The organism is Frigoribacterium sp. UYMn621 (genome assembly GCF_040549525.1).
In the GTDB taxonomy this organism is placed as follows: Bacteria; Actinomycetota; Actinomycetes; order Actinomycetales; family Microbacteriaceae; genus Lacisediminihabitans.
Map to the genome: position 1 here is coordinate 164,922 of NZ_JBEPTM010000004.1, position 26,722 is coordinate 191,643.

Sequence of the window (26,722 nt, forward strand, 5' to 3'; positions counted from 1 at the left end):
CAGCTTGATCATGGGCTGTGCCCCCACACTTGACCGGTGAAGAAAACACTCTCGGTGAAGAAATCCCTGTCGGTCTTGGCCATCGCCGCGCTCGCCTTCTCTCTGGCGGCCTGCAGTTCGTCCACCTCGGCAGACGGTTGCACCCCGACGGCCTCCGGCTCCAACTCGAGCAAGGTGAAGGTCACCGGCAAGTTCGGCTCCGCGCCGACCGTGAAGTTCACCAAGGGCCTCAGCACCACGAAGACGGAACGCTCGGTCGTGATCGACGGCAAGGGCGCCGTCGCCAAGGCGAACGGCACCGTCGAGGTGGATTACACCGCCTACGACGCCGCGTCCGGCAAGAAGATCGACGCCACGACCTACAAAAAGGGATCGACCACGTCGTTCCAGCTCAAGGACACCAGCATCCTGCCCGGAATGATCAAGGGCCTGCAGTGTTCGCCCGCGGGCAGCCGCGTCGTCGCGGTCATCCCCCCGGCGGATGCCTTCAAGGCGGCCGGCTCGGCTGGGCTCGGCGTCAAGGGCACCGACTCGCTCGTCTTCGTCTTCGACGTCGTCACGGTGGCAGCACCGGTGAAGGTGCTCCCGAAGGCCAACGGTGCCGTCCAGAAGCCGGTGGCCGGACTCCCGACGGTGAAGCTCGCCTCCAACGGTGAGCCGACCATCACCGTGCCGAAGGCCGATGCGCCGACCGACCTGAAGATCGCGGATCTCAAGAAGGGCACCGGCACAACGGTCAAGTCCGGAGACACCGTCACCGTGCACTACACGGGCGTCATCTGGGCGACGGGCAAGGTGTTCGATTCCAGCTGGACCCGCGGCACGCCCGCGAGCTTCGCTACCACGGGCGTCATCCCCGGCTTCGGTAAGGCTCTCGTCGGCCAGAAGGTCGGATCCCAGGTCATCGCGGTCATCCCGCCGGCCGACGGATACGGCACCGGCGGGCAGTCCGCCGCCGGCATCAGCGGCACGGATACCCTCGTGTTCGTCGTGGACATCCTCGCCACCTCCTAACCTCGGGGCACGATTTCGGAACGGCTAGCGTAGCCATATGCGTCGCGTCATCATCCTCGGTTCCACTGGCTCAATCGGAGTGCAGGCGCTCGAGGTGATCGCCGCCAATCGCGACCGCTTCGAGATAGTCGGCCTCGCCGCGGGGTCCCGGCGCGACGCGGTGGAGGCACAGGCGGCGGCATTCGGAGTCGAGCACGTCGCCCTCGGTGAGATCGAGGCCGAACAGCTGGTGCGATCCGTCGAGGCGGATGTCGTGCTGAACGGCATCACCGGATCGGTGGGGCTCGGCGCCACCCTCGCCGCGCTGGAGGTGGGGGCGACCCTCGCGCTCGCCAACAAAGAGAGCCTGATCGTCGGTGGCGAGCTGGTGATGGATGCCGCGGCCCCCGGACAGCTGGTGCCTGTCGACTCCGAGCACTCGGCGATCGCGCAGGCTCTGATGAGCGGAACCGCGGCCGAAGTGCGTCGTCTCGTGCTCACGGCATCCGGTGGGCCGTTCCGTGGTCGCACCCGCGAGTCGTTGCGCGATGTCTCGCCGAGGGAGGCGCTCGCGCACCCGACCTGGGACATGGGGCTCGTGGTCACCACCAACTCGTCGACCCTGGTGAACAAGGGGCTCGAGATCATCGAGGCGCACTACCTCTTCGACGTGCCCTACGACCGCATCGACGTGACCGTGCATCCGCAGTCCATCGTGCACTCGATGGTGGAGTTCGTCGACGGATCGACCATCGCCCAATGCTCGCCGCCGGATATGCGGCTGCCGATCTCCCTCGGCCTCGATTGGCCGAACCGGGTCGCCGGAGTGGGTGCGCCGCTCGACTGGACGACCTCGAGCACGTGGACCTTCGAGCCCCTCGACGCCGAAGCCTTCCCGGCCGTCGAGTTGGCCAAGCGGGTGGGGCGAGAGGGAGGCACCTACCCCGCCGTATTCAACGCGGCCAACGAACAGGCGGTTCTCGCCTTCCACGCGGGACGGATCGGCTACCTCGACATCGTCGACACGGTCGCCGCGGTCGTGGACGCGCACTCGTCATCCGGTTCCCTCACCCGCGAGTCCCTCGCCGAAGCCGAACTCTCGGCCCGTGCGGATGCCGATAGGCTCATCGCTCTTCGCTAATGGTTCTTGCCGCTGTTGCCCTTGCCCGGCTTCTCGGTCTTGCCGGGTTTCTGGTCGGTCTGGGCGGCCACTGCGGCCTCGAGGTCGGCGCGCACGAGCGCAAGGGATTCCGTGATGCTCTCGAAGCGGGCAGCGGTCACCTCGCCCCGGGCGCGAGCATCCGCCAGGATCGCGGCCAGTTCGTCCAGTCGCGCGATCGCGGCGCTCGGGTCGCCGGCGGCGGATGCCGAACTCACCGCCAGTACAGCGGACTGCAGACGCGACGCGACGGCAGCGGGGTAGGCGGAGGCCGTTGGAGTCCGAACCGGTGCGCCGGTGCCGACACACCCGGTGAGCGCGATCACGAGCACAAGAGCGCCGGTCGCCAGCGCCATCGCGCGCCTCACGGTGCCACACTCTGCTGCAGTTGGCGCAGGTGCTCGCCCAGCGTTCCGGGCACGACCGGATACGCGACGCTCGATGCACTCGGCTTCGGAGACGGCGAGGTGCCGGATGCCGCGGGGCCGGTCGAACCGGGGCGAAAGAGCCCAACGGCGAGCACGATCACCACGAGCACGACCGCGGCAGTGCCGCCGATGAGTGCGAAACGCCGCCCGGCGCCGGAGCCGGCCCCACCACGACTCTCGGCCGGCTCACCGAGCACGACCGTGGGGGCGGCCTCTTCCGCCGCGCCGAGGAGCAGTGTCGGAGTGGGTTCCTCCGGGGCGGGCATTCGTTTCGTCGGCTCCCACAGCTCGGTCGAGATCTCGCTCTTCAGGGGCATGGTCACCTCGGGGCCGATCTCGCGATCGGGCGTGGAGTGGCGCAGCAGGGCGGCAGCGACGCTCGCGGCATCCGGTCGGTTCCCGGGCTCGCGCTGAGTCATCGCGGTGAGGAGATCGCGCCAGGAGTCATCGAGTGCCAGCGGGATCTCGGGATCGCGCGAGAGCCGCGCGACGACGGACTCGATCGCGGTGCCGGGGAACGCCCGTTGCCCGGTCAGGCACTCGAGCAGCACCAAGCCGAGGGAATACACGTCGCTGGCGGTTCCGACCGTCGCGCCCTCCGCCTGCTCCGGACTCAGGTAGGTGGCAGTTCCGATCACGGTGCCCGTCGCCGTCATCCGTGAGTCATCGAGCAGTCGGGCGATGCCGAAGTCGGCGAGTTTCGCGAGCGGCGCACCCGGCGCGGCGTGGTCTCGGGGGAGAAGGATGTTGCCGGGCTTCACATCTCGGTGAACGACGCCCCGACCGTGGATGTAGGCGAGGGCACCGGCGACATCGCAGCCGATGCGCGCGATCAATGCCGGATCGGGGGTGCCGTCGAGGAGCCGTGTGCGCAGGTCCACCCCGTCCACGAATTCGAGCACAAGGAAGGCACGCCCGTGGTCACCGACGCCACCCTCCGCGACGGCGTCGAAGAGGGTCACGAGACCCGGGGCATTCAGTGAGGCGAGCAGCTGTACCTCATCGCGTTGGCGGCGCACGTCATCGGCATCCGCCAGTTCGGAGCGGAAGACCTTGAGCGCCACAGTGCGCCCGAGGGACTCGTCCCGGGCGCAATACACGGTGGCCATCCCCCCGACGCCGATCGTCGATTCGATGCGGAACCGGTCTCCGACCAGGTCGCCCGGAGCGAGCCCGGAGGGGGGACTGTTCGAATCGGTGCTCATCACCCCATTGTGCGTCATAGGAAATCCCCGGCAGCCCCACCGACGACCTCCAGCCTGGGGCGGATACGCTGTGCAGCGTGGAAACCGTCCTGCTCTATATCCTCGGCATCGTCGTGGTCGTGATCGGCATCGCCCTGTCGATCGGGCTCCACGAGATCGGCCACCTCGTGCCGGCAAAGCTCTTCGGGGTGAAGGTCGCCCAGTACATGATCGGGTTCGGGCCGACCATCTTCTCCCGCAAGAAGGGGGAGACAGAGTACGGGGTTAAGGCCATCCCGCTCGGCGGTTACATCTCCATGGCGGGAATGTATCCGCCGGCGAAGAAGGGCGGTCGCCCCCGCACCTCCGGAACCGACGCGTCTTTCCTCGAGGAGGAGTACGAGGCCTCCGGCCGCACGTCGAGCACCGGTTTCTTCCAGACTCTCGTGCAGGATGCCCGCACCGCGAGCGCCGACACCATCACCGCGGGCGACGAGGACCGCGTCTTCTACAAGCTCCCGATCTACAAGCGGGTGATCATCATGCTCGGCGGACCGTTCATGAACCTCGTCATCGCCGTCGTGCTGTTCGCCGTGGTGTTGAGCGGCTTCGGCACCCAGCAGCTGGCCGTCGGCAGCGTCTCCGCCTGTGTGCTTCCGGTATCCAGCACCGCGGACACCTGCTCCCCGAGCGATCCGGAGGCACCGGGGTCTGCGGCCGGCCTCAAGCCCGGTGACCAGATCATCAAGATCGCCTCCATCGACTACCCGACCTGGGAGCAGGTGACCGGAGTCATCCGCACCTCAGCGGGCAAGAACGTCGACATCACGGTGAATCGTGCCGGACAGACCCGGGTTCTCACTGCCGTGCCCCTCCTCACCGTGCGAAACGTGCTGACCACACAGGGCGCGGTCGTGAAGGACGCGAACGGCAAGGCCGTCACAGAGAAGGTCGGGTTCCTCGGCATCGGACCGGATGTCGTGCTCGCCCGCCAGCCGCTCAGTCGCGTCCTGCCCACCCTCGGCACCAACATCGGCGCCGACGTGCATCTGATCCTCAACCTCCCGCAGCGCCTGGTCGATGTGGCGAAGGCGGCCTTCGGTACCGAGGCCCGCGACCCGAACGGCCCGGTGAGCGTCGTCGGTGTCGGTCGGATCGCCGGCGAGGTGACCGCAACGCAGACCTCCCCACTCGCCGAGCGCTTCTCATTCCTGCTCGGCCTCATCGCCTCGCTCAATGTGGCGCTGCTGGTCTTCAACCTGGTTCCCCTGCTTCCGCTCGACGGCGGACACGTGGCAGGAGCCCTGTGGGAAGGCATCCGCCGCGCCTTCGCCAAGCTCTTCAAGCGCTCCGACCCGGGGCCTGTCGACATCGCCAAGATGGTTCCGGTGACCTTCGCCGTCGTCCTGGTGCTCGGCGCGATGAGCGTGCTGTTGATCTACGCCGACATCGTCAAACCGATCGCGCTGCAGTAGGAGCATCCAGAAGTCGTTCACGCGGCTCGCGTACAATTCTCGGCGTGCCAGCAATCAACTTGGGTATGCCCCTCGCCCCTCCCGTATTGGCCCCGCGTCGCAAGACCCGCCAGATCTCCGTCGGCAAGGTGAAAGTCGGCGGTGACGCGCAGGTGAGCGTGCAGTCGATGACCACGACGCAGACCACCAACATCAACGCCACCCTGCAGCAGATCGCAGAGCTCACCGCGACCGGCTGCGACATCGTGCGTGTGGCCGTGCCGCACCAGGACGACGCGGATGTGCTGCACATCATCGCCGGCAAGAGCCAGATCCCGGTGATCGCCGACATCCACTTCCAGCCGCGCTACGTCTTCACCGCCATCGACGCCGGTGTCGGCGCCGTCCGGGTCAACCCCGGCAACATCCGCAAGTTCGACGACCAGGTCGGCAAGATCGCTGCGGCCGCACAGGCGGCCGGTGTGAGCATCCGTATCGGAGTGAACGCGGGTTCCCTCGAGCCGAGCATCCTGCAGAAGTACGGCAAGGCTACCGCGGAGGCGCTCGTGGAGAGCGCGGTCTGGGAGGCTTCGCTGTTCGAAGAGCACGACTTCCACGACTTCAAGATCTCCGTCAAGCACAACGACCCCGTCGTCATGGTGAAGGCCTACCGGCTGCTCGCCGAGCGAGGCGACTGGCCACTCCACCTCGGTGTGACCGAGGCTGGCCCGGAATTCCAGGGCACGATCAAGTCGGCGACCGCCTTCGGAATTCTTCTCGGGGAGGGCATCGGCGACACCATCCGCGTCTCGCTCTCGGCTCCTCCGGTCACGGAGATCAAGGTGGGGCTGCAGATCCTGCAGTCACTCAACCTGCGCGAGCGCAAGCTCGAGATCGTCTCCTGCCCGAGCTGTGGACGCGCCCAGGTGGATGTCTACCAGCTCGCCAACGACGTCACAGCCGGCCTCGAGAAGATGACGGTGCCCCTTCGCGTCGCCGTGATGGGCTGTGTCGTGAATGGACCGGGGGAGGCCCGCGAGGCCGACCTCGGTGTCGCGAGCGGCAACGGACGCGGCCAGATCTTCGTCAAGGGCGAGGTCATCAAGACGGTGCCGGAGTCGGAGATCGTGCAGACGCTCATCGAGGAGGCCAATCGCCTCGCGGCCGAGATGCCTCCGGGGGCCGTCGGTTCGCCCGAGGTCGTCACCGTCTAGCTTTCCGGCCTCTCTGGGTCGGCCCCGCAGGGCACGCTCTGGTGGACGTGGACCCCGTTCGGGTCGGGGTCCACCTCCAGAAGAGTCATCCGGAATGGACGCCCATTCGGATTGGTCTTCCCTCGAAGATTTTCGTTGCGGGCGCGGCGGCTAAAGTGTCCACGTGCCCACACGACTCTCCCAACTCTTTGTCCGAACCCTCCGCGAGGACCCCTCCGACGCCGAGGTGACGAGCCACCGCCTGCTCGTGCGCGCCGGCTACATCCGCCGCCAGGGCCCCGGTATCTTCGCCTGGCTTCCGCTCGGACTCCGGGTCAAGCGCCGCATCGAAGCGATCATCCGCGAGGAGATGGACGGGATCGGTGCCCAGGAGGTGCACTTCCCCGGCTTGCTTCCCCGCGAGGCCTATGAGGTCACCGGCCGCTGGACGGAATACGGCGACGGCATCTTCCGGCTGAAGGACCGCAAGGGTTCCGACTACCTGCTTGCGCCGACCCATGAAGAGGTCTTCACCCTTCTCGTGAAGGACCTGTACTCCTCGTACAAGGACCTTCCGCTGTCGATCTACCAGATCCAGGACAAGTACCGCGACGAGGCACGGCCGCGTGCCGGGCTGCTGCGTGGCCGCGAGTTCACCATGAAAGACGCCTACTCCTTCGACTACACCGACGAAGGGCTCGACAAGTCCTACCAGGACCAGCGCGACGCCTATGAGCGCATCTTCGCGCGCCTCGGCCTCGAGTACGTGATCGTGCAGGCGGATGCCGGAGCCATGGGAGGATCCCGCAGCGAGGAGTTCCTCCACCCCACGCCGGTGGGCGAAGACACCTTCGTTCGCTCCGACGGGGGCTATGCCGCCAATGTCGAGGCGTTCCACACCGACGCACCGGCGGCGCGGTCCTTCGACAAGCTGACCCCGGCCGAAGTGCTCGACACCCCGGACACCCCCACGATCCAGACCCTGGTGGATGTCGCGAACGCCAAGCATCCGCGCCCGGATGGTCGCGCCTGGACCGCCGCCGACACCCTCAAGAACATCGTGCTCGCTCTGACCGCGCTCGACGGCACCCGGGAACTCGTGGTCGTCGGCCTTCCCGGCGACCGGGAGGTCGACCTCAAGCGCGCCGAGGTGGCCTTCGCTCCCTCAGCGGTCGAGGCCGCCAACGAGGGCGACTTTGCGCGCCTCGACAAGCAGGAGGGTCGCGCCGGACTGGTGAAGGGCTACATCGGCCCCTGGAGCGCCGCGGGAGCGGTGCTCGGCGAGGAGTCGACCACGGGCATCCGCTTCGTCACGGATCCTCGCGTCTCCAGCGGGTCGGGCTGGATCACCGGGGCCAACGAACACGGAAAGCACGTCTTCGGCCTGGTGGCCGGGCGGGACTTCGTCTCCGACGGCACTGTCGAGGTCGCGGAAGTCGTCGCGGGCGATCCGGCTCCGGATGGTTCGGGGCCGGTCGAACTGGCGCGCGGTATGGAGATCGGTCACGTGTTCCAGCTCGGACGCAAGTACGCGGAAGCCCTCGGCCTCAAGGTGCTCGACCCCAACGGCAAGCTGGTGACGGTGACCATGGGCTCGTACGGCATCGGCGTCACCCGCATCCTCGCGGTCATCGCCGAGGCCAACAACGACGGCCGTGGACTCATCTGGCCGCGGAATGTCGCGCCGTTCGACCTGCACGTGGTCGCCGCGACCAAGGAGGTGGAGGTGCTCGACGCCGCCGTCTCCCTCGCGGAGGACCTCGAGAAGCGCGGCTACGACGTGCTCGTCGACGAGCGCCCGAAGGTCTCGCCCGGGGTCAAGTTCGGCGATGCCGAGCTCATCGGGGTTCCACTCATCGTCATCGTCGGCAAGGGTTTCGCCGAGGGGATGGTCGAGCTGTGGGACCGCCGCACCGGCGTGAAGACCCCGGTTGCGCTGGCCGACGTCGTCGAGGCGGTCGCCGCGCTCGACTGAGGACTGCGGACGGCGGGTGCCCGGGGGCCGGACCGCCACCGGGCTCACCCTGCTAACTTAGAGAAAGACTTCGTGTGCGCGATCGCGGCGCACGAACTGACAATCGAAAATAGTGGAGGCCCTCAGTGGACATCGACCTGAGCGTGCTGCGTCTCATGGAGCGCGAGCGCGAAATTCCCTTCGACGAACTCGTCGTGATCATCGAGCAGGCCATTCTCACGGCGTACCTCAAGCACATCGAGACGCCGGAGACCAAGGACGGCAACGCGCACGCGCGAGTGTCGCTCGACCGCAAGTCCGGGCACGTGAGCATCTTCGTGCCAGAGCTGAACGACGAGGGCGAAGTGATCGGCGAGGCCGAGGATGTGCCGGAGGACTTCGGTCGCATCGGCGCCTTCGCCGCCAAGCAGGTCATCAACCAGCGCCTGCGCGACATCGGTGACGACAAGGTGCTCGGCGAGTTCAAGGGCCGCGAGGGCGACATCATCGCCGGAGTCATCCAGCAGGGTCCCAACCCGCGCATGATCCACGTGGACCTCGGCACGATCGAAGCCATCCTCCCGCCGGAGGAGCAGGTGCCGGGTGAGGTCTACGCGCACGGTTCGCGCATCCGCGTCTATGTCACGAGCGTGAGCCGCGGGCTCAAGGGTCCGCAGATCACGGTCTCGCGCACGCATCCCTCGCTCGTTCGCAAGTTGTTCGCGCTCGAAGTGCCGGAGATCGCCAGCGGGGTCGTGGAGATCGTCTCGCTCGCCCGCGAGGCCGGCCACCGCACCAAGATCGCGGTGAAGGCCAACGAGCCGGGGGTCAACGCCAAGGGCGCGTGCATCGGCGAACTCGGGCAGCGTGTGCGCGCGGTCACGGCGGAGCTCAACAACGAGAAGATCGACATCGTGGACTACAACGAGGACCTGGCGACCTTCGTCGGCAACGCGCTTTCCCCGGCGAAGGTCACCTCCTCGTACGTGATCGACGCGTCCACGAAGGCCGTGCGGGCCCTCGTGCCGGACTACCAGCTCTCCCTCGCCATCGGCAAGGAGGGCCAGAACGCCCGTCTCGCCGCAAAGCTCACCGGTGCCCGCATCGACATCCAGCCCGACTCGATCCTCGACCAGGACTGATCTCGCGACGGTACGGTGGGGCGGATGCCTCGGCACGCCGGTGCAGAAGGGGATAAGATGAATCCCGTTAGAACCTGTCTCGGCTGCCGCGAACGTGCTGACAGATCCCTCCTCGTGAGGGTAGTTGCACGCGATGGCGAAGCCGTTGTGGATGTTTCCGCAACACTTCCCGGTCGAGGCGCCTGGGTGCATCCGACAACCCGCTGTGCTGAAACCGCGGTCGCTCGCAAGGCGATTTCGCGGGGACTGCGAGCGGATGGTGCACTCGGCACAACGGGATTCCTGGCAGAGATTGCCGGTCTCGACATGAATGACACAGTCGGCGTTCCATCCGGAACGCCCTAACGAACAGGCTGATTGACCAATGGACAACTAATGAGCGGCTCGAAATGAGACCCGTCCACAATTAAGGCCTTCTCCTCATCGGGAGTCGGCCCGATAAGGAGAACACTGTGGCTAAACCACGCGTGCACGAGATCGCAGCAGAACTCGGCATTGACAGCAAGAAGGCCCTTGAGAAGCTCAAGGAAATGGGCGAGTTCGTCAAGGGACCGTCCTCCAGCATCGAACCTCCGGTAGCCCGCAAGCTGCGCGCCGCCCTCGAGGCCGATGGCATCAAGGCACCAGAGAAGGCGGCGGCCCCGGCTGCGCCCGCAGCTCCTGCGCGCCCCACCCCCGCACCCGTCGCCGAAGCCCCCGCGGCTCCGGCACCGAGCCCTGCGCCGGCGGCTCCCGCCGCACCGACAGCCGAGACCCCGGCTGCCGCACCGGCCGCCCCCGCCGCTCCCACCGCTCCCGCGGCCGAGGGATCCAGCATCCCGCGCCCCGGAACGGCCCGGCCGGGCAACAACCCCTTCGCGAGCACCCAGGGAATGCAGCGTCCCGGCGCGCCCCGCCCGGGTAACAACCCCTATGCGTCGACGCAGGGCATGAACACCCGTCCGGCGGCCTCGCCGACCGGCATCCCTCGCCCGTCCGCTCCCCGCCCCGGCGCCCCGCGTCCCGGTGGACCGGGCCAGGCGGCTCAGCGTCCCGGCGGGTTTGGACAGCGTCCGGCCGGTGCCGGTGGTTTCCGTCCCGGTGGAGCCGGTGGGGCACGTCCGGCCGGTGCCGGTGGTTTCCGTCCCGGTGGTGCTCCCGCGGGAGCCCCGGGCTCGAACTTCGGCCCGAACCGCCCCGCGGGCGGCGGCGGTCGTGGTCGCGGACCCGGCGGTGGTACCGCTGGTGCCTTCGGTCGCGGTGGCGGCAAGAGCAAGGCGCGCAAGTCGAAGCGCACGAAGAGGGCGGAATTCGAACTTCGCGAAGCCCCGTCGCTCGGTGGCGTCAGCGTTCCCCGTGGCGACGGCAAGACCTCCATCCGCCTTCGTCGTGGCGCCTCGATCACCGACTTCGCCGACAAGATCGACACGAGCCCCGGCAACCTGGTGACCGTGCTGTTCCACCTGGGACAGATGGCCACCGCGACCGAGTCCCTCGACGAGGCGACCTTCGACATCCTCGGTGAGGAGCTCGGTTTCAAGATCGAGATGGTCTCCCCGGAGGACGAGGATCGCGAGCTGCTCAGCGGCTTCGACATCGACCTCGACCAGGAGCTGGATGACGAGACCGACGACGACCTCGAGGCACGTCCTCCCGTGGTCACCGTCATGGGTCACGTCGACCACGGTAAGACGCGCCTTCTCGACGCGATCCGCAATGCCAACGTCGTCGCCGGTGAGGCGGGTGGGATCACCCAGCACATCGGCGCCTATCAGGTCATGACGGAGCACGAGGGCATCGAACGCGCCATCACCTTCATCGACACCCCGGGTCACGAGGCGTTCACCGCCATGCGCGCCCGCGGTGCGCAGGTCACCGACATCGCGATCCTCGTGGTCGCGGCGGACGACGGCATCATGCCGCAGACCATCGAGGCCCTCAACCACGCTCAGGCCGCCAACGTGCCGATCGTGGTCGCGGTCAACAAGATCGACAAGGACGGCGCCAACCCCGCCAAGGTGCGCCAGCAGCTCACCGAGTTCGGCCTGGTCGCCGAGGAGTACGGCGGGGACACGATGTTCATCGACGTCTCTGCCCTCAACAAGATCGGCATCCCCGAGCTTCTCGAGGCAGTGCTGCTCACCGCGGATGCCGGACTCGACATGCGCGCGAACCCCAACAAGGACGCGCGCGGTGTCGCCATCGAGGCCAAGCTCGACAAGGGACGTGGTGCGGTCGCGACCGTGCTCATCCAGTCGGGAACCCTCGAGGTCGGAGACGCGATCGTCGCAGGGACCGCCTACGGTCGCGTTCGCGCGATGTTCGACGAGAACGGTACGGCAGTCGAGTTCGCCACGCCCGCTCGCCCGGTCTCGGTGCTCGGACTCACCTCCGTTCCCCGCGCCGGTGACACCTTCCTCGTCACGGACGATGACCGCACTGCCCGCCAGATCGCCGAGAAGCGCGAGGCGGCAGAGCGCAACGCCCTGCTTGCCCGTAGCCGCAAGCGCATCAGCCTCGAGGACTTCACCAAGGCTCTCGAAGACGGCAAGGTCGAATCGCTCAACCTCATCATCAAGGGTGACGTCTCCGGTGCCGTCGAGGCGCTGGAGGAATCGCTGCTCAAGATCGAGGTGGACGACAGCGTGCAGCTGCGCATCATCCACCGCGGAGTCGGTGCGATCACCGAGAGCGACGTGAACCTGGCGACGATCGACAACGCGATCATCATCGGATTCAACGTGCGACCCGATACCAAGGCGCGCGAGCGCTCTGCTCGTGAGGGTGTCGACGTGCGGTTCTACTCGGTCATCTACGCGGCCCTCGAGGACGTGGAGAACGCCCTCAAGGGAATGCTCAAGCCCGAGTTCGAAGAGGTGCAGTCCGGTGTCGCCGAGATCCGCGAGATCTTCCGTTCCTCCAAGTTCGGAAACGTCGCGGGTGTCATCGTGCGCAGCGGAACCATCACTCGAAACGCGAAGGCTCGCGTCATCCGCGACGGCGTCGTGGTCGGGGACAACCTCGCCATCGAGTCGCTGCGTCGATTCAAGGACGACGTCACCGAGGTGCGCACGGACTTCGAGGCCGGTATCGGTCTCGGCAAGTTCAACGACATCCAGATCGGCGACGAGATCGAGACGATCGAGCTCAAAGAGAAGATCCGCCTCTAGCTCGTTATCAGCCTCCGGAGGAGGCAACCAGGACAGAGGCGGAGCTCCGCAAGCTCCGCAAGCCTCTTTACCTGGTCGCCTCCTCCGGCGGCCTCCAGCTATGACGCTCTAAGAAAAGGGAAGAAGAATGGCTGACCCGGCTCGCGCCGCCAAGATGGCGGACCGCATCAAGGTGATCATCGCGAAGACTCTCGAGCGGGGGCTCAAGGATCCGCGCCTCGGCTTCGTCACGATCACCGACGTCAAGGTGACCGGCGACCTGCAGCACGCCTCGATCTTCTACACGGTCTACGGCACCGACGAGGAGCGTGCGGATTCCGCGATCGCCCTCAAGTCGGCGACGGGGATGCTGCGCAGCGAGGTCGGCAAGAACATCACCGCGAGGCTCACGCCGTCGCTCGAGTTCATCGCCGACGCCGTGCCGGAGAACGCCAAGCACATCGAGGCCCTGCTCGCCGAGGCCGCGAGCCGCGACAGCGAGATCGGCGGCCTTCGCAGCACCGCAAAGTACGCCGGGGACGAGGACCCCTACGTCAAGCCGCGGGTCATCGCCGACGACGAGGACTAGCCTGCGCACTCCCGCGCAATCGCTGTCGCGGGATCACTTCAGCAGGCGCGACAGCACCCGGTCTGCCAGCGGCTTGCCGCCGGTCTGGCACGTCGGGCAGTACTGGAACGTCGAGTCGGCGAAGATCACCTGGCGCACGGTGTCGCCGCAGACCGGGCAGGGCAGCCCGGTGCGCCCGTGCACCTGCAGCCCCGACTTCTTCTCCTTCTTCAGCTCGGATGTCGCGAGCCCATCGGCGCGCACGATCGCCCCGCGCAGGGTGGACTTCAGGGCATCGAACAGCCGCTGCACGTCCTCCGGCGGCATCGAGGCTGGCTTGAATGGCGACATCCGTGCGGTGTGAAGGATCTCGTCGGAGTAGGCGTTGCCGATGCCCGCGATCAGGGACTGGCTGCGCAGCACGCCCTTGATCTGCGCCCGGCCGGCACCGGCGAGGATCCGCGCGAAGCTCTCGAGCGTGAAGGCGGGATCGAGCGGATCGGGTCCCAGTCGCGCGATGCCGGGCACCTCCGCCGGGTCGCGCACGATCCAGATGGCCAGGCTCTTCTTCGTGCCGAACTCAGTGATGTCGAGACCAGAACCGTCATCGAGCACGAGCCTCGCGGCGACGGGCCCCTTGCCGAGTCGGGACGGGGGTGGCGGCGGATCCTCGCGCCAGCGGATCCAGCCGAGCAGAGCGAGATGGATGACGAGGTGGAGGTCACCCACCTTGAGGTCGAGGTACTTGCCGTGCCTGCTGACACCGCGCACGACCCCGCCAGAGAGGGCCGTCGCGGGCGGGTCGAAGGTCTTCATCGCCGAGAACGACAGGGCCTGGAAGCGGTCGACGGTGCGGCCATCCAGGCGGGCGGCCAGGTCCGCGACCATCGCATGGATCTCGGGGAGCTCGGGCACAGCCCAAGTCAACTCCCCAAAAACGACGGCGTCTACTGGGGCAGTTCGTAGCCGTCGAGGGGTGACCCCACCACCAGCCCGTCGGCGAGCAGGCCGGCGAGCGCCCGGGCACGCTGTGCATCGTCCGCCCAGACCGTGTCGATTTCCGCCGCCTGCACCGGCACATCCGAGTCCCGCAGCTCGGCGAGGATGAGACCCCTCACCTGCCGATCGGAACCGTCGAACTTCTTCTGCACCTGCTTTCGCGGACCGCGGTATTCCGGATAGCCGGCCGCACGCCAGGCACAGACCGCGACAAGGGGGCACTCCTCGCACCGCGGCGCGCGAGCGGTGCAGACGATCGCGCCGAGTTCCATCGCCCCGGCATTGAAGGTTCGTGCGCCCTCGTCGTCGGCCGGCAGCAGCGCGTCCATGGCGGCGAGGTCCCGTTTCGCCGAGGGGGGACCGGCATCGGCATTGCCGTCGATCGCCCGGGCGATCACCCGGCGCACGTTGGTGTCGACCACGGGATGCCGGTCTCCGAAGGCGAAGACCGCGACCGCTCGCGCCGTGTAGTCGCCGATTCCGGGCAACGCGAGGAGCTCCGCGACATCCCGAGGCACGATGCCGCCGTGACGTTCGGTGATGGCCACCGCCGCGGCGTGCAGATACAGGGCTCGGCGAGGATAGCCGAGCCGGTTCCAGGCCCGCACAGCCTCGCCGGAAGGCACAGCCGAGAGCGATGCGGGGTCGGGCCAGCGTCGCAACCACTCCTCCAATCGGGGGATCACCCGCGCCACCGGGGTCTGCTGCAGCATGATCTCGCTCACCAGGGTGCCCCAGGCGCTGAACCCCGCGCGGCGCCAGGGAAGATCCCGCTGGTTGGCGACGAACCACTCGTTGACGGCCGGCGCGATGCTCACCCCTCCACTCTACGAAGCAAAGCTCGTGATGAGCGCCGCAGCGTAGGCTAGCGGCCATGGCCAGATGGCAGCCCGAAAAAAAGGATGTTCTCGACGCACTCGCCGCCGAGATCGTCTCCCTCTACGCGGGTGGACGCGTCGTCGTCGCTGTCGATGGGATGGATGGCGCGGGCACAGCCCCCTTCGCCGACGACCTCGGCGTCGCACTCACCGCCACGGGACGCTCGGTATTCCGGGCATCCATCGACGACTTCCACCGCTCGCAGGCCGAACGCCATGCACGCGGCGCCGACTCGCCCGAGGGCTATTACCGGGACTCGTTCGACTATTCGACCTTCCGGCGCGTGCTGCTCGAGCCGTTCCGCATGGGGGGCAGCACGGCCTTCGTGACGGCGGCCTTCGATCGGGTGCGGGACCTCGCCGTGCAGTCGAAGTGGCGCACCGGCCCGAAGGACGCCATCCTCGTGGTCGACGGCGTCTTCCTCAACCGACCGGAGCTCGCCGGGCTCTGGAACTACTCGATCTGGCTCGACGTCCCCCGCGAGCTCGCGGAGGAGCGCATGCTCGGCCGTGACGGTCCCACCGAGAACGTCGAACGGTATCGCGGGGGCCAGGAGCTCTATCTCTCCGAGACCAGCCCGCGGACGGCGGCGTCGAGCATCATCGACAACCGCGACTTCGAGCATCCGAGACGGGTCTTCGCCGACTCCTGTTAGAGCCGCCCGGACGATTCCGGGAACCCCCGCTACCGTGCGAGCGGCCCCTTCATCCTTTCGATGACGCTCGCCACCGGGAGGAACTCCTCGGCACGCTCCACTTCGTGCACCATGGACACGAGCTCCGCGCTCACCGGGGCCGGCACTCCCAGGGCTTCGCCGCGACGCACAACGGCTCCGTTCAGATAGTCGATCTCCGTTGGCTGTCCGCGACGGATGCTCTGCAGCGTCGATCCCGGGTTCGGTCGCGATCCCATCCGCCGCTTCATCAGCAGGGGAAGCAGTTGCGCGATGACCGTCGGAACCCGAGCGAATGCCGTGAGCCGTGACTGGGAGAGTCCCTGAAGGGGAGCGAATTCGATGTCTGCCGCCCGCGCGACCCGCACGGCTTCGCGCATCGTCTCGGTCATGATCGCGCGCAGCTGACGGTCACCGATGACCTCCTGCACGCTCAGACCGGTGGCGGCTGACAACCCGTTGACATGGTTGACGACGAGCTTCGTCCACTGCGCGCCCTCGAAATTGTCGGTGAGCTCGACCGGCATCACAGCGCCGAGGATCTTCGACGCGTAGAGCGCGGGCAGCACGGGGCCGCCGAGGAACGTCGGACCGGTCGTGGTGATGGTGATCGTGCCCGGAGAGAGGTAGGACGCGGCGTAGAGCGCCAGCCCGCCGACGATGTCCGATCGGGGAGCCGCTCGCTTCGCGGTCGTGATCGCCTCGAGGCCGTTCTGCACGACGACAACGGGGATGCCGGTGAGCAGTTCGGAATTCGCACGCAGGGCGACCGCGGCATCCTGCGCCTTGGTGGTGAGGAATGCGATGTCCGGGGAGATCGTGAGGGCCTCTACGGCGTCCACGCGCACCGTGAAGTCGCCCCAGCCGCCGGTGAGCCGAAGTCCTGTGTCCGAGAGCGCGGCGAGTTGTTCGCCGCGTGCGACGACCTGGACCTCGTGCCCTGCCCGCGCGAGAAGACCGGCGATGGTGCCTCCGATTGCGCCGGCCCCGATCACCCCTACCCTCATGCCCCGATCCTAGCGAGCGACGCGGCTGCACCGACGACGACGGCGGGAATCGCGGCATCCACCGGGCCGGCGGGGGTGAGCTGCCCACCCGCGCCGGTGTCGTGAGCCCTTCGGATCGAGGCATGGACCGATCACTCAAGACGACCTAGTTATCGGCTGATAACATGTCGAGAGTGAGCGTGCCAGAGACCGACACGGATGTGCCCGTGACCAGAATGCGCGCGGGGGAGCGTCGCGAACTGATCCTCGACGCGGCGATGCGGGTGTTCGGTGACCATGGGTATGTCGGCACGACTACGGCCGAGATCGCGCGAGCGGGCGCCGTCAGCCAGCCCTACGTGGTGAGGATGTTCGGAACCAAGGAGAAGCTGTTCGTCGAGGTGGTGCATCGCGCGCTCGACACACTGCTTGCCGCCTTTCGGGCGGCGCTCGCCGAGGACTCCGAGGTGCCGGTGTCGCGCCGAATCGGCCTCGCCTATGTGGGACTCGCGGCACATCGTGGGCTCCTGCTCTCGCTCATGCATGCTTTCGTGCTCGGCGGGGATTCCGGGGTCGGCCCGGTGGCCCGCGAGGGCTTTCTCCGGGTCTACCGGTTTCTGCGCGACGAAGCGGGCTTCACGGTCGACGAATCGCAGAACTTCCTCTCGGGTGGCATGCTGATCAATACGATGATCGGATTGCGGATGACTGACGAATTCGATCGCGACCCGAGCGCGCGAGAGCTCCTTACGGCAGCCTTCCCCGAGAAGCTCGACCTGATGCGGAGCCTCACGATGCCCACTGCCGATTTCGCTGCCGCTTCCGGTTCCGGCGGGGAGTCTCTCGCGTGACCGAGGCACTCGGTCGCAGCGGCATCCTGCTCATCGACAAGCCCGCGGGAATCACCAGTCATGACGTCGTGGCGCGCACCCGTAAGCGGGCGGGTACCCGCAAGGTGGGTCATGCCGGCACCCTCGACCCGATGGCCACCGGTCTGCTCATTCTCGGCATCAACAACTCGACCCGACTGCTCACCTACCTGGTCGGCCTTGACAAGGAGTACTTCGCCACCATCCGTCTCGGGGCGGCAACCACCACCGACGACGCGGAGGGGGAGCAGACCGAGGTGGCAGAGCCCGGGACGATCGCCAGCCTCACCGAGGAGGCGATCTCCGCCGCGCTCATGCCGCTCACGGGTGCGATCAGCCAGGTGCCGAGCAGTGTGAGCGCCATCCGGGTGGACGGCAAACGGGCATACACCCTCGTGCGTGAGGGGGAGACTGTGGAGCTGGCGCCGCGCTCCGTGACGGTCTCCGCCCTCGAGGTGCTCGACTCGCGCCGGCACGAGGGCTTCTACGACCTCGACGTGAGGGTGCGCTGCAGTTCGGGCACCTACATCCGCGCGATAGCCCGAGACCTCGGTGTCGCGCTCGGGGTCGGTGGTCACCTGACGGCGCTGCGGCGAAGCATGATCGGCCCATTCGCCGTCACGGATGCCGCGGAGCTCGAGTCGCTCGATGTGGCCGCCGCGCTGCTCTCGCCGGCCACCATCGCGACCGCACTGTTCCCGGTTCTCGCGCTCGACTCCGACCAGGCTGTGGACCTCGCCCACGGCAAGCGACTCGTCGCCGATCGTCCGGAGGGTCCGCACGGGCCCATCGCGGCGATCGCCCCTGACGGACGGCTGGTGGGTCTCCTGGAGTTCGCCAACGGCGTGGGCAAGCCGATCGTGAACTTCCCGCCCGATATCCTCACCGCGCCGGTCGTGACGCCATGATCGAGTGGTTCACCTGGGTGCAGGTCTGGGTCGCCATAGCCGCCGGGCTGTTCTGCCTCGTGCTCGGACTGCTCGGCCGACAGCCCAACGACTACTCGCTCGGCGCGACAGCGCTCGTGGAGCTGCTTCTCATCGCCCAGCTTGTCGTGGCGATCGTGGCCCCGTTCGTCGGGAATCCGCCGCGCGGCAGCCTTCCGGAGTTCTACATCTACCTCGTGTCGGCCCTGCTGCTGCCGCCCCTCGCCGCATTCTGGGCGCTGTTGGAGCGCAATCGCTGGGCGACGGTCGTGCTCGGCGTGGTCTGCCTCGCCGTCGCGGTGATGGTCTATCGCATGTATCAAATCTGGGTCTTCCAGGTGGCCTAATCTTGAGGTGATGTCTGCCAACTCCTCTCCCCGCCCGGCGCGAACCAGAACACTCGGAATCGGACGGGTGCTCGTGGCCGTCTACGGCATCCTCGCCCTCGCCGCGACGGGTCGCTCGGTGTTCCAGATCATCGACCGCTTCGCCGAGGCACCGCTCGCCTTCTCGCTCTCGGCGCTCTCGGCGCTCGTGTACATCGTCGCGACGATCGCGCTCGTCGCCCCGGGAGCCGCGTGGTACCGCGTCGCGCGCTTCACCATCGGGTTCGAGCTCATCGGGGTGCTCGTGGTCGGCACCATCAGCCTCGTCGCTCCCGGCCTGCTCGGACTTCACAGCATCAATCCCTTCGGGCGAGAGGCGACGGTCTGGTCTGCCTACGGGCTCGGCTACCTGCTCATCCCGCTCGTGCTCCCGGTGCTCGGCCTGCTCTATCTGCGCGGCCGGCGCCCCACGGCCGTCGAGGCGGATGTGCGGGCATGAAGTTCTTCCCCTCCCTCGCTGAGGTTCCCCCCGACTTCGGGCCCTCCGCCGTCACCATCGGAAAGTTCGACGGGGTCCACTCCGGGCACCGAAGTGTGATCGCACGGCTGCGCCTGGAAGCCGCAAGGGAGGGACTCGTGTCGACGGTGCTCACCTTCGACCGGCATCCGCTCGCCCTGCTGAGCCCGGATGCCCGCCCCGAGTCTCTCACGAGCAACGACCAGAAGCGTGAGGTCCTGGAGACCACGGGCATCGACGCCCTCGTCGTGATCGAATTCACCCACGACTTCAGCCTCAAGGAGCCCCAGGACTTCGTGACGGATGTGCTCGTCGACACCCTTCACGCGAAGCTGGTGTTCATCGGCCCGGACTTCAAGTTCGGACATCGCGGACTCGGCAGCATCGAGTTGCTCGAACGGCTCGGTCTCGAGCACGGGTTCGAGGTGCGGATGATCGACGCGGTACGTCCTCTCGGTGACCGGGTGATCTCCTCCACCTGGATTCGCGACCTGCTTGCCGAAGGCCGGGTTGCCGAGGCGGCGTCACTGCTCGAGCGGCTGCCGACGGTGCGCGGGATCGTGGTGCCGGGGGAGCGTCGGGGTCGCGAGCTGGGGTATCCGACCGCCAATCTCGCCCGATCCGTCGAGGGCTACGTGCCGGCGGACGGGGTCTATGCCGCCTACGCGACCGTCGATGGCCGAACCATGCCGGCAGCCGTATCCATCGGCAACAATCCCACCTTCGTCGGGGTGCCCGATAAACAGATCGAGGCGCACCTGCTCGACGAGGACCTCGATCTCTACGGCAAGACCGTGGAGATCGCCTTCGTCGAATACATCCGTGGCATGGAGAAGTTCGCGAGCGTGGGGGAGCTTGTCACCCAGATGACCCACGACGAGGCGCGCGTGCGCCAGTTGCTCGGGATGCCGGAGCGCACCACTCCGATCGGCCCGAGAACGTAGCCGTCCGTCCCGCTCTCGCGGGAGTCGGTCAGCCCACGACCTCTGAGCGGTGCACGAGCGCTGCGGCCCCGATGAGCGGACCGTCGCTCGAGAGCCCGGAGGGCACGACCTTCACCTTGGTCACGAAGCCGAACTGCCAGCGTGTCGCTATGGCGGTGCGCATGTGATCGAACAGCACCGGCGTCACCTGCGAGAAGCCTCCGCCGATCGCCACGATCTCGAGGTCGACGAGGGAGGTCGCGGAGGCGATGACCTGCCCGATGGCGCGGCCCGAGCGTTCGATGGCGGCCGCGGCGATCGGATCGCCCGCCCGGAAGCTCGCGCCGAGTTCCTCGCCTGTCGTGCCCGTCCAGCCCTGGCGGCGCGCCCACGCGACCGTCTTCGGGCCAGAGGCGATGGCTTCGACGCATCCGATCCCGCCGCAGAGGCAGGGGTCGTCGAAGCCGGCGACCTCGACGTGGCCGATGTGACCGGCGTTGCCGGTGGGGCCGGAGACGGTGTTGCCGTGCAGGATGAGGCCGCCGCCGATGCCGGTCGAGACGATCATCCCCATCACGTTGTCGTAGCCGCGGCCGGCGCCGACCCAGTGTTCCGCGAGCGCGATGCAGATGCCGTCCATGCGCAGCAGCACGGGGATGTCGGGGAGGGCGGCAGCGACCTGGTCGCGCAAAGGGTAATCGCGCCACACTCCGAGGTTGAGGGGGGAGACCCGCCCCTCGAGTTCATTCACCGGCCCCGCGGATCCGATTCCCGCGCCAACGAGAGTGGCACCGACGGGCAGGGCCGCGGCCGCGAGACCGACGACCTCATCGACGGAGAGAGCGAGCCCCGCGGAATCCCGCTCCGGACCGGTCGGCGCGCGAAAGCGGCTTCCGGGCAGCACGACGCCGTCGGGATCGACGAGGGCGGCTTCGACCTTGGTGCCCCCGACATCCACGGCGAGGGCGAAGATCGCGCTCACGCGGCGACCCGTGACGCGATGAAGAGCACGAGGTAGTAGAACGCGAACATCGCGACTATGCCGACCAGCGGCCAGTAGAACGCCCAGCGCCCGCGCACCTCGAAGAAGATGAACAGGGCGGTGCCGGCGAACCAGGACCCCACGGCGAGGATCTTCGTGAAGATGCCGAACACCGGGAGCAGAAACTGGTCCGCATAGTAACTCGCCAGCGCCAGCATGAAGATGAGGCCGACAAGGCTGAAGACGATGGCGATCGCGATGTCGAGGATCACGATGGCTCGCGGCCGGGATCTGCCCGTCGCGGGCGCAGGGATATTCGGCGTCTTCGTCGTCATGGCACCAGCTTATGGGACGGCTCCCGGCGTACAGCTGTCGGCGTGCCCGCCGCCGAACTGATCTTTCAGCGCATGATCGACCTGCCGCCGGTCGTCGTCTGGGATGCCCTGGTCGACCCGGATCTGCTTGCCGGTTGGCTCGGTGACGTGCGGATGCTCCCCTCGGCTCGCTCCGAAGGGACGGACGGGGGAGCCATCGCCTTCGAGCTCCTCTGGCCGGGCTCCGGTGCGGGCAAGTCGACCACGGCCACAGTGTCAGCTCTCGAGGCACCCCGGAGGCTGCGGGTCGATACCGATAACCGCGGACGGATCGAATTCCTCCTCGACAGCATTCCCGGCGGCTTGCGGGGCTCGAGCACCCGACTCGAACTCCGGGTCGACTCCGGCATCGAACCCGCGTTCGCCACCGCGGTGCGCGCCGAATGGCAGACCAGCCTCGACCGCCTCGAGAAACTGCTGCACGGGCATCCGGTCGACTGGGCGAAGGTCGCATCGCACTCCGATGGCACAACAGGGGTCGGCGGCACGACGGCCCGTTCGGTGAATTCCCCGGGCTGACGCGCTGCTCGGGTGAGCACTCATCTCGGGAGGCGTGCTCACATGAGCAATTCCTGCGCAGATGTTGAAGGAGGTCACTCCAGGGCATAGCGTTGGGGGAGCGAGACTGACGGGAGCGCGGCATGACGACATCGACAGAGATGCTCTCCGTTCGCGCCGCCGAGCTCTACTACGAGGAGAGCAAGACCCAGGACGAGATCGGCTCCCTTCTCGGACTCACCCGCTGGAAGGTGGGCAGGCTGCTCACCCAGGCCAGGGAACTGGGAATCGTGCGAATCGAGATCGTTCATCCCCGGGCGCGAAAACTGTCGATGGAGCGCGAGCTGCGCGAACACTTCTCCCTGGCGGATGCGGTGGTCGTGCCGTCGCCCTCCGACGGGTCGAGCGTGGCCGATCGCGTCGCGGAAGCGGCGGCGGACTACCTGCGGGCCCTCCGGCCGGTGCCGGGAACGCTCGGAGTGAGCTGGGGGCGCACGGTCGACTCGATTGCCGATCATCTCCCGCAGGGATGGGCCCGCGGCGTCGATGTCGTGCAGATCAACGGGGGCGTCAGTCTCAATCGCCGTTCCGGCACCGCCGCCTCGACCGCCGTCTCGATCGCGCGTTCCGGGGGCGGGCAGGCCACCCTGTTGCCGAGCCCGGCGATCCTCGAGCATCGCGACACCCGAGTCGCTATCGAAGCCGACCGCACTGTCGCGGGAGTGCTCGAGCGCGCCGCCGGGGCATCCGCCTATCTCTACAGCGCCGGTGTCGCCGACGCGAGCTCTGTGCTCGTCGACAGCGGGTACCTCAGCCGCGAAGACATCGCGATGCTGGTGGCCAGGGGCGCGGTCGGCGACGTCGTCGGACGATACATCGACGGGGATGGCAACATCGTCGACCACGAACTCGACGGGCGCACTGTGGGCGTCTCGCTCGAACAGTTGCGGGCCGCGGCCGTCGCGATCGCGGTGATCTCGGGTGAATCGAAGCACGCTATCGCCCGCGCCGTCGTCTCGAGCTCGCTGTGCTCCGTTCTCATCACCGACGAGGCGACGGCGAGAGCCGTGCTCGATCAGGCAGATTTCGGCACCACGATCCAGGAAAGAAGCTGAACCATGACGATCCACCAGGCGGCACCCCTCGTCGCCGTGCCTCTCGCGCCGGCCGAACGAGCGATCCAGCTCATCGGTGGTGATCTCACCGAGAAGAGCCTCCGACTTCATCTCGAAGGACTCACCGGGGTGGATGCCGTCGGCCTCGAAGCCCGCGCAGCCTCGCTCGGTACCCGCTCGATCAAGACCACCTCGAAGGCCTGGGCGCTCGACCGCATCATCGAGCTCATCGACCTCACGACGCTCGAAGGATCGGACACCCCGGGCAAGGTGCAGTCGCTCGTCGCCAAGGCGATGATCCCGGACCCCTCCGATGCGACGACGCCGCGGGTGGCCGCGGTCTGCGTCTACGGCGACATGGTGCCCTACGCGGTCGAGGCGCTCGGGTCCGCCGGGGGAGAGGCTGGCATCCACGTCGCCGCCGTTGCCACGGCCTTCCCGAGCGGGCGCGCCTCGCTTGCGGTGAAGATCGCCGACACGAGGGATGCCGTGCGCTCCGGTGCCGACGAGATCGACATGGTGATCGACCGTGGGGCGTTCCTCTCCGGCCGCTACGGACTGGTCTTCGACCAGATCGTGGCGGTGAAGGAAGCCTGCCGCCGCGAGGACGGTTCCTCCGCGCACCTCAAGGTGATCCTCGAGACCGGCGAACTCACCACCTACGACAATGTGCGCCGGGCATCCTGGCTCGCGATCCTGGCCGGAGGGGACTTCATCAAGACCTCCACCGGCAAGGTGAGTCCCGCCGCGACTCTTCCCGTCACCCTTCTCATGCTGCAGGTGGTGAACGACTGGTACCGGCTCACCGGCGAGAGGATCGGCGTCAAACCGGCCGGAGGCATCCGCACCTCGAAGGACGCGATCAAGTATCTGGTGACCGTTGCCGAGACCGTCGGTGAGGAGTGGCTGCAACCGCACCTCTTCCGGTTTGGGGCGTCGAGCCTGCTCAACGACGTGCTGCTCCAGCGCCAGAAACTCCATTCCGGCCACTACAGCGGCCCCGACTACGTAACGGTGGACTAGACCATGACCTTTCTCGACTATGCCCCGGCGCCCGAATCGACGGCGATCCTCAACCTCCGCGAGAGCTACGGCCTCTTCATCGACGGCGAATTCTCCGACGGGCACGGGGAGTCCTTCCACACGATCTCCCCGGCGACCGAGCAGGAGATCGCCCGGATCGCCAGCGCGGATGTCTCGGACGTCGACCGCGCCGTCGCGGCCGCCCGTCGCGCCTACAGCCGCACCTGGTCGAAGCTCTCGGGCGCCGACCGCGGCAAGTACCTGTTCCGGATCGCCCGTCTCGTGCAGGAGCGGGCGCGCGAACTCGCCGTCGCGGAGAGCCTCGACAACGGCAAGCCGATCCGGGAGTCTCGCGATGTGGACGTGCCTCTCGTCGCCGCGTGGTTCTTCTACTACGCCGGCTGGGCCGACAAGCTCGACTACGCCGGCCTCGGCCCGAATCCCCGCTCGCTCGGCGTTGCCGCACAGGTGATCCCCTGGAACTTTCCGCTGCTGATGCTGGCGTGGAAGATCGCCCCGGCGCTCGCTGCGGGCAACACCGTCGTGATCAAGCCAGCCGAAACCACGCCGCTCACCGCGCTCATCTTCGCGGAGATCCTGCAGCAGGCCGATCTGCCGGCCGGCGTCGTGAACATCATCACGGGCGCGGGAGACACCGGGTCCCTCCTGGTGAACCATCCGGATGTCAACAAGGTCGCCTTCACCGGATCCACCGCGGTCGGTCGCGCCATCGCCCGCTCCACCGCCGGCTCCGGCAAGAAGCTGACCCTGGAGCTCGGCGGCAAGGCGGCGAACATCGTGTTCGACGACGCGCCGATGGATCAGGCGATCGAGGGCATCGTCAACGGGATCTTCTTCAACCAGGGCCACGTCTGCTGCGCCGGATCGCGCCTCCTGGTGCAGGAGAACGTGAAGGACGAGGTGGTCGATCGTCTCAAGGCTCGGCTCTCCACCCTGCGGCTCGGCGATCCGCTCGACAAGAACACCGACATCGGCGCGATCAATTCGCGCGCGCAGCTCGACCGCATCCGCGAACTCTCCGACATCGGGGAGCAGGAGGGCGCCGAGCGGTGGAGCGCGGACTGCGAGATTCCGAAGAACGGATTCTGGTTCGCGCCGACCATCTTCACCAACGTGTCCACCAGCCACCGCATCGCCAGGGAAGAGGTCTTCGGACCGGTGCTCAGCGTTCTGAGCTTCCGCACCCCGGCAGAGGCGATCTCGAAGGCGAACAACACGCCCTATGGCCTCTCGGCCGGCATCTGGAGCTCGAACGGCAGCCGGGTGCTCGGTGTCGCCGACAGGCTGCGGGCCGGAGTGGTCTGGGCGAACACCTTCAACCAGTTCGATCCGGCCAGCCCCTTCGGCGGCTACAAGGAGTCGGGCTACGGCCGGGAGGGCGGTCGCCACGGTCTCGCCGCGTACCTGGAGTCGACCGGTTGGGATTCCCCCGGTGGTCGAGCAGCGAGCGCCATCGAGCGTATCGAGACCTCCTCGAGCAAGAAAGCAGCACGCAAATGACCCGCCTCGCCGTACCCAAGACCTACAAGCTGTACATCGGCGGCACGTTCCCGCGCAGCGAGTCCGGGCGGGTCTACGAGATCGACACCGCCACGGGCGAGTTCCTCGCCAATGCGGCCCGGGCATCCAGGAAGGATGCCAGGGATGCCGTGGTCGCGGCCCGCGCCGCGCATTCCGGCTGGGCCGGCGCAACCGGCTACAACCGCGGTCAGGTGCTCTACCGCATCGCCGAATTGCTCGAGGGTCGTCGAGCCCAGTTCGTGGACGAGCTGCGCCAGAGCGAAGGCCTCTCCGAAGCGGCAGCCCAGAAGCAGGTGGACACCGCCATCGATGTGTGGGTCTGGTACGCCGGCTGGGCGGACAAGTACGTTCAGGTGGCCGGCAACGGCAACCCGGTGAGCGGACCGTATTTCAACATATCCACCCCGGAGCCGACGGGGGTGGTGGCGATCATCGCCCCGCAGGCCTCGAGCCTGCTCGGGCTGGTCAGTGTCATCGCGCCTGCCCTCGTCAGTGGCAACACGGTGGTGGTGGTGGCGAGCGAGCGAGCTCCTCTCTCCGCGATCAGCCTGAGTGAGGTGCTCGCGACGAGCGATGTTCCCGGGGGAGTGGTCAATGTGCTGACCGGGTCGGCCGCCGAGATCGCTCCCTGGCTCGCGAGTCACGCCGACGTCAATGCGATCGACCTCGCCGGTGCCGGCGACCTCGCCGGAGAGCTCAGTTGGATCGACCTCCAGATCGCCGGTGCCGAAACGCTGAAGCGGGTGCTCCCGCCCGAGAGCGGGGTGCCAGCGCCATCCGTCGAGCGGATCACCTTCTTCACGGAGACGAAGACGGTGTGGCACACGAAGGGGATCATCTAGCGGCGATCCTCCAGAGGTGACGGGGGCTGTCTGCCCCCGGGTTGG

General features: G+C 67.6%; 27 protein-coding genes. 20 read left to right on the forward strand and 7 right to left on the reverse strand.

The features are described from left to right. Positions 1-36: 36 nt before the first annotated feature. Positions 37-1,014, forward strand: a complete 978-nt coding sequence (locus ABIB54_RS09080) for an FKBP-type peptidyl-prolyl cis-trans isomerase (RefSeq protein ID WP_354575204.1) — start codon at positions 37-39, stop codon at positions 1,012-1,014. Positions 1,015-1,051: 37 nt separating this feature from the next. Continuing rightward, a complete protein-coding gene (locus ABIB54_RS09085; protein ID WP_354575205.1) occupies positions 1,052-2,134 on the forward strand; it encodes a 1-deoxy-D-xylulose-5-phosphate reductoisomerase in 1,083 nt (360 codons plus the stop codon). On the opposite strand, the gene ABIB54_RS09090 is transcribed toward ABIB54_RS09085, so the two are convergent. Together ABIB54_RS09090 and ABIB54_RS09095 are read right to left on the reverse strand one after the other, a co-directional pair. Further along, the gene (locus ABIB54_RS09090; protein WP_354575206.1) at positions 2,131-2,520 is read right to left on the reverse strand and encodes a hypothetical protein; all 390 of its coding nucleotides are present in this window, start codon (positions 2,518-2,520) and stop codon (positions 2,131-2,133) included. The genes ABIB54_RS09085 and ABIB54_RS09090 overlap by 4 nt on opposite strands. Beyond that, a complete protein-coding gene (locus tag ABIB54_RS09095; protein ID WP_354575207.1) occupies positions 2,517-3,785 on the reverse strand; it encodes a serine/threonine-protein kinase in 1,269 nt (422 codons plus the stop codon). Before ABIB54_RS09095 ends, ABIB54_RS09090 begins: the two co-directional genes overlap by 4 nt. 77 nt (positions 3,786-3,862) lie before the next feature. Here ABIB54_RS09095 and ABIB54_RS09100 point away from each other — a divergent pair, with 77 nt between their 5' ends. The 7 genes from ABIB54_RS09100 (at position 3,863) to rbfA (ending at position 13,224) form a co-directional block, all read left to right on the forward strand. After that, positions 3,863-5,239: a M50 family metallopeptidase gene (locus tag ABIB54_RS09100; protein ID WP_354575208.1), complete on the forward strand. Its 1,377-nt coding sequence runs from the start codon at positions 3,863-3,865 to the stop codon at positions 5,237-5,239. Between the two features lie 44 nt (positions 5,240-5,283). Further along, a complete protein-coding gene (ispG, locus tag ABIB54_RS09105) occupies positions 5,284-6,432 on the forward strand; it encodes a flavodoxin-dependent (E)-4-hydroxy-3-methylbut-2-enyl-diphosphate synthase (RefSeq protein ID WP_354575209.1) in 1,149 nt (382 codons plus the stop codon). A 163-nt stretch (positions 6,433-6,595) separates the two neighbouring features. Next, positions 6,596-8,386, forward strand: a complete 1,791-nt coding sequence (locus ABIB54_RS09110) for a proline--tRNA ligase (RefSeq protein WP_354575210.1) — start codon at positions 6,596-6,598, stop codon at positions 8,384-8,386. Between the two features lie 125 nt (positions 8,387-8,511). After that, the gene (gene nusA, locus ABIB54_RS09115; protein ID WP_354575211.1) at positions 8,512-9,507 is read left to right on the forward strand and encodes a transcription termination factor NusA; all 996 of its coding nucleotides are present in this window, start codon (positions 8,512-8,514) and stop codon (positions 9,505-9,507) included. 57 nt (positions 9,508-9,564) lie between these two features. After that, the gene (locus ABIB54_RS09120; protein ID WP_354575358.1) at positions 9,565-9,852 is read left to right on the forward strand and encodes a YlxR family protein; all 288 of its coding nucleotides are present in this window, start codon (positions 9,565-9,567) and stop codon (positions 9,850-9,852) included. Between the two features lie 107 nt (positions 9,853-9,959). Continuing rightward, positions 9,960-12,656, forward strand: a complete 2,697-nt coding sequence (infB, locus tag ABIB54_RS09125) for a translation initiation factor IF-2 (protein ID WP_354575212.1) — start codon at positions 9,960-9,962, stop codon at positions 12,654-12,656. A gap of 127 nt (positions 12,657-12,783) precedes the next feature. Next, a complete protein-coding gene (rbfA, locus tag ABIB54_RS09130) occupies positions 12,784-13,224 on the forward strand; it encodes a 30S ribosome-binding factor RbfA (protein ID WP_354575213.1) in 441 nt (146 codons plus the stop codon). Between the two features lie 33 nt (positions 13,225-13,257). Here rbfA and ABIB54_RS09135 read toward each other — a convergent pair whose 3' ends face one another. Both ABIB54_RS09135 and ABIB54_RS09140 read right to left on the reverse strand, forming a co-directional pair. Next, positions 13,258-14,118 (reverse strand): Fpg/Nei family DNA glycosylase, encoded by an 861-nt coding sequence (locus ABIB54_RS09135; RefSeq protein ID WP_354575214.1) that lies wholly within the window; start codon positions 14,116-14,118, stop codon positions 13,258-13,260. Positions 14,119-14,150: 32 nt separating this feature from the next. Beyond that, entirely contained in the window at positions 14,151-15,020 is an 870-nt protein-coding gene (locus tag ABIB54_RS09140; RefSeq protein ID WP_354575215.1) for an iron-sulfur binding domain-containing protein, read from the reverse strand. Positions 15,021-15,076: 56 nt separating this feature from the next. On the opposite strand from ABIB54_RS09140, the gene ABIB54_RS09145 reads away from it, so the two are divergent. After that, the gene (locus ABIB54_RS09145; protein WP_354575216.1) at positions 15,077-15,736 is read left to right on the forward strand and encodes a nucleoside/nucleotide kinase family protein; all 660 of its coding nucleotides are present in this window, start codon (positions 15,077-15,079) and stop codon (positions 15,734-15,736) included. Positions 15,737-15,765: 29 nt separating this feature from the next. Here the strand turns inward: ABIB54_RS09145 and ABIB54_RS09150 are convergent, their stop codons facing one another. Beyond that, positions 15,766-16,761 (reverse strand): ketopantoate reductase family protein, encoded by a 996-nt coding sequence (locus ABIB54_RS09150; RefSeq protein ID WP_354575217.1) that lies wholly within the window; start codon positions 16,759-16,761, stop codon positions 15,766-15,768. A 173-nt stretch (positions 16,762-16,934) separates the two neighbouring features. Here ABIB54_RS09150 and ABIB54_RS09155 point away from each other — a divergent pair, with 173 nt between their 5' ends. The 5 genes from ABIB54_RS09155 to ABIB54_RS09175 are packed head-to-tail and all read left to right on the forward strand — an operon-like array spanning position 16,935 to position 20,322. Next, on the forward strand, positions 16,935-17,591 hold the full coding sequence (locus ABIB54_RS09155; RefSeq protein ID WP_354575218.1) for a TetR/AcrR family transcriptional regulator: 657 nt from the start codon (positions 16,935-16,937) through the stop codon (positions 17,589-17,591). Continuing rightward, positions 17,588-18,517 carry a tRNA pseudouridine(55) synthase TruB gene (truB, locus tag ABIB54_RS09160; RefSeq protein ID WP_354575219.1) on the forward strand — a complete coding sequence of 310 codons (930 nt, stop codon included), beginning with the start codon at positions 17,588-17,590 and terminating at the stop codon, positions 18,515-18,517. Before ABIB54_RS09155 ends, truB begins: the two co-directional genes overlap by 4 nt. Continuing rightward, positions 18,514-18,882: a hypothetical protein gene (locus ABIB54_RS09165; protein WP_354575220.1), complete on the forward strand. Its 369-nt coding sequence runs from the start codon at positions 18,514-18,516 to the stop codon at positions 18,880-18,882. Before truB ends, ABIB54_RS09165 begins: the two co-directional genes overlap by 4 nt. Before the next feature lie 10 nt (positions 18,883-18,892). Continuing rightward, entirely contained in the window at positions 18,893-19,360 is a 468-nt protein-coding gene (locus tag ABIB54_RS09170; RefSeq protein WP_354575221.1) for a hypothetical protein, read from the forward strand. Next, positions 19,357-20,322: a bifunctional riboflavin kinase/FAD synthetase gene (locus ABIB54_RS09175; RefSeq protein ID WP_354575222.1), complete on the forward strand. Its 966-nt coding sequence runs from the start codon at positions 19,357-19,359 to the stop codon at positions 20,320-20,322. Before ABIB54_RS09170 ends, ABIB54_RS09175 begins: the two co-directional genes overlap by 4 nt. 28 nt (positions 20,323-20,350) lie before the next feature. On the opposite strand, the gene ABIB54_RS09180 is transcribed toward ABIB54_RS09175, so the two are convergent. Both ABIB54_RS09180 and ABIB54_RS09185 read right to left on the reverse strand, forming a co-directional pair. Further along, entirely contained in the window at positions 20,351-21,283 is a 933-nt protein-coding gene (locus tag ABIB54_RS09180) for an ROK family protein (RefSeq protein WP_354575223.1), read from the reverse strand. Continuing rightward, positions 21,280-21,618, reverse strand: a complete 339-nt coding sequence (locus ABIB54_RS09185; protein ID WP_354575224.1) for a hypothetical protein — start codon at positions 21,616-21,618, stop codon at positions 21,280-21,282. Before ABIB54_RS09185 ends, ABIB54_RS09180 begins: the two co-directional genes overlap by 4 nt. Positions 21,619-21,660: 42 nt before the next feature. Between ABIB54_RS09185 and ABIB54_RS09190 the strand changes: the two genes are divergently transcribed. The 5 genes from ABIB54_RS09190 to ABIB54_RS09210 all read left to right on the forward strand — a co-directional run bounded on the left by ABIB54_RS09190 (position 21,661) and on the right by ABIB54_RS09210 (position 26,677). After that, a complete protein-coding gene (locus ABIB54_RS09190) occupies positions 21,661-22,176 on the forward strand; it encodes an SRPBCC family protein (protein WP_354575225.1) in 516 nt (171 codons plus the stop codon). Between the two features lie 122 nt (positions 22,177-22,298). Beyond that, positions 22,299-23,270, forward strand: a complete 972-nt coding sequence (locus ABIB54_RS09195) for a sugar-binding transcriptional regulator (protein WP_354575226.1) — start codon at positions 22,299-22,301, stop codon at positions 23,268-23,270. A gap of 3 nt (positions 23,271-23,273) precedes the next feature. Further along, the gene (gene deoC / locus ABIB54_RS09200) at positions 23,274-24,293 is read left to right on the forward strand and encodes a deoxyribose-phosphate aldolase (RefSeq protein ID WP_354575227.1); all 1,020 of its coding nucleotides are present in this window, start codon (positions 23,274-23,276) and stop codon (positions 24,291-24,293) included. A 3-nt stretch (positions 24,294-24,296) separates the two neighbouring features. Beyond that, the gene (locus tag ABIB54_RS09205; RefSeq protein WP_354575228.1) at positions 24,297-25,814 is read left to right on the forward strand and encodes an aldehyde dehydrogenase family protein; all 1,518 of its coding nucleotides are present in this window, start codon (positions 24,297-24,299) and stop codon (positions 25,812-25,814) included. Continuing rightward, on the forward strand, positions 25,811-26,677 hold the full coding sequence (locus tag ABIB54_RS09210) for an aldehyde dehydrogenase family protein (protein WP_354575229.1): 867 nt from the start codon (positions 25,811-25,813) through the stop codon (positions 26,675-26,677). The genes ABIB54_RS09205 and ABIB54_RS09210 overlap by 4 nt, the downstream gene beginning before the upstream one ends. Positions 26,678-26,722 lie beyond the last annotated feature (45 nt).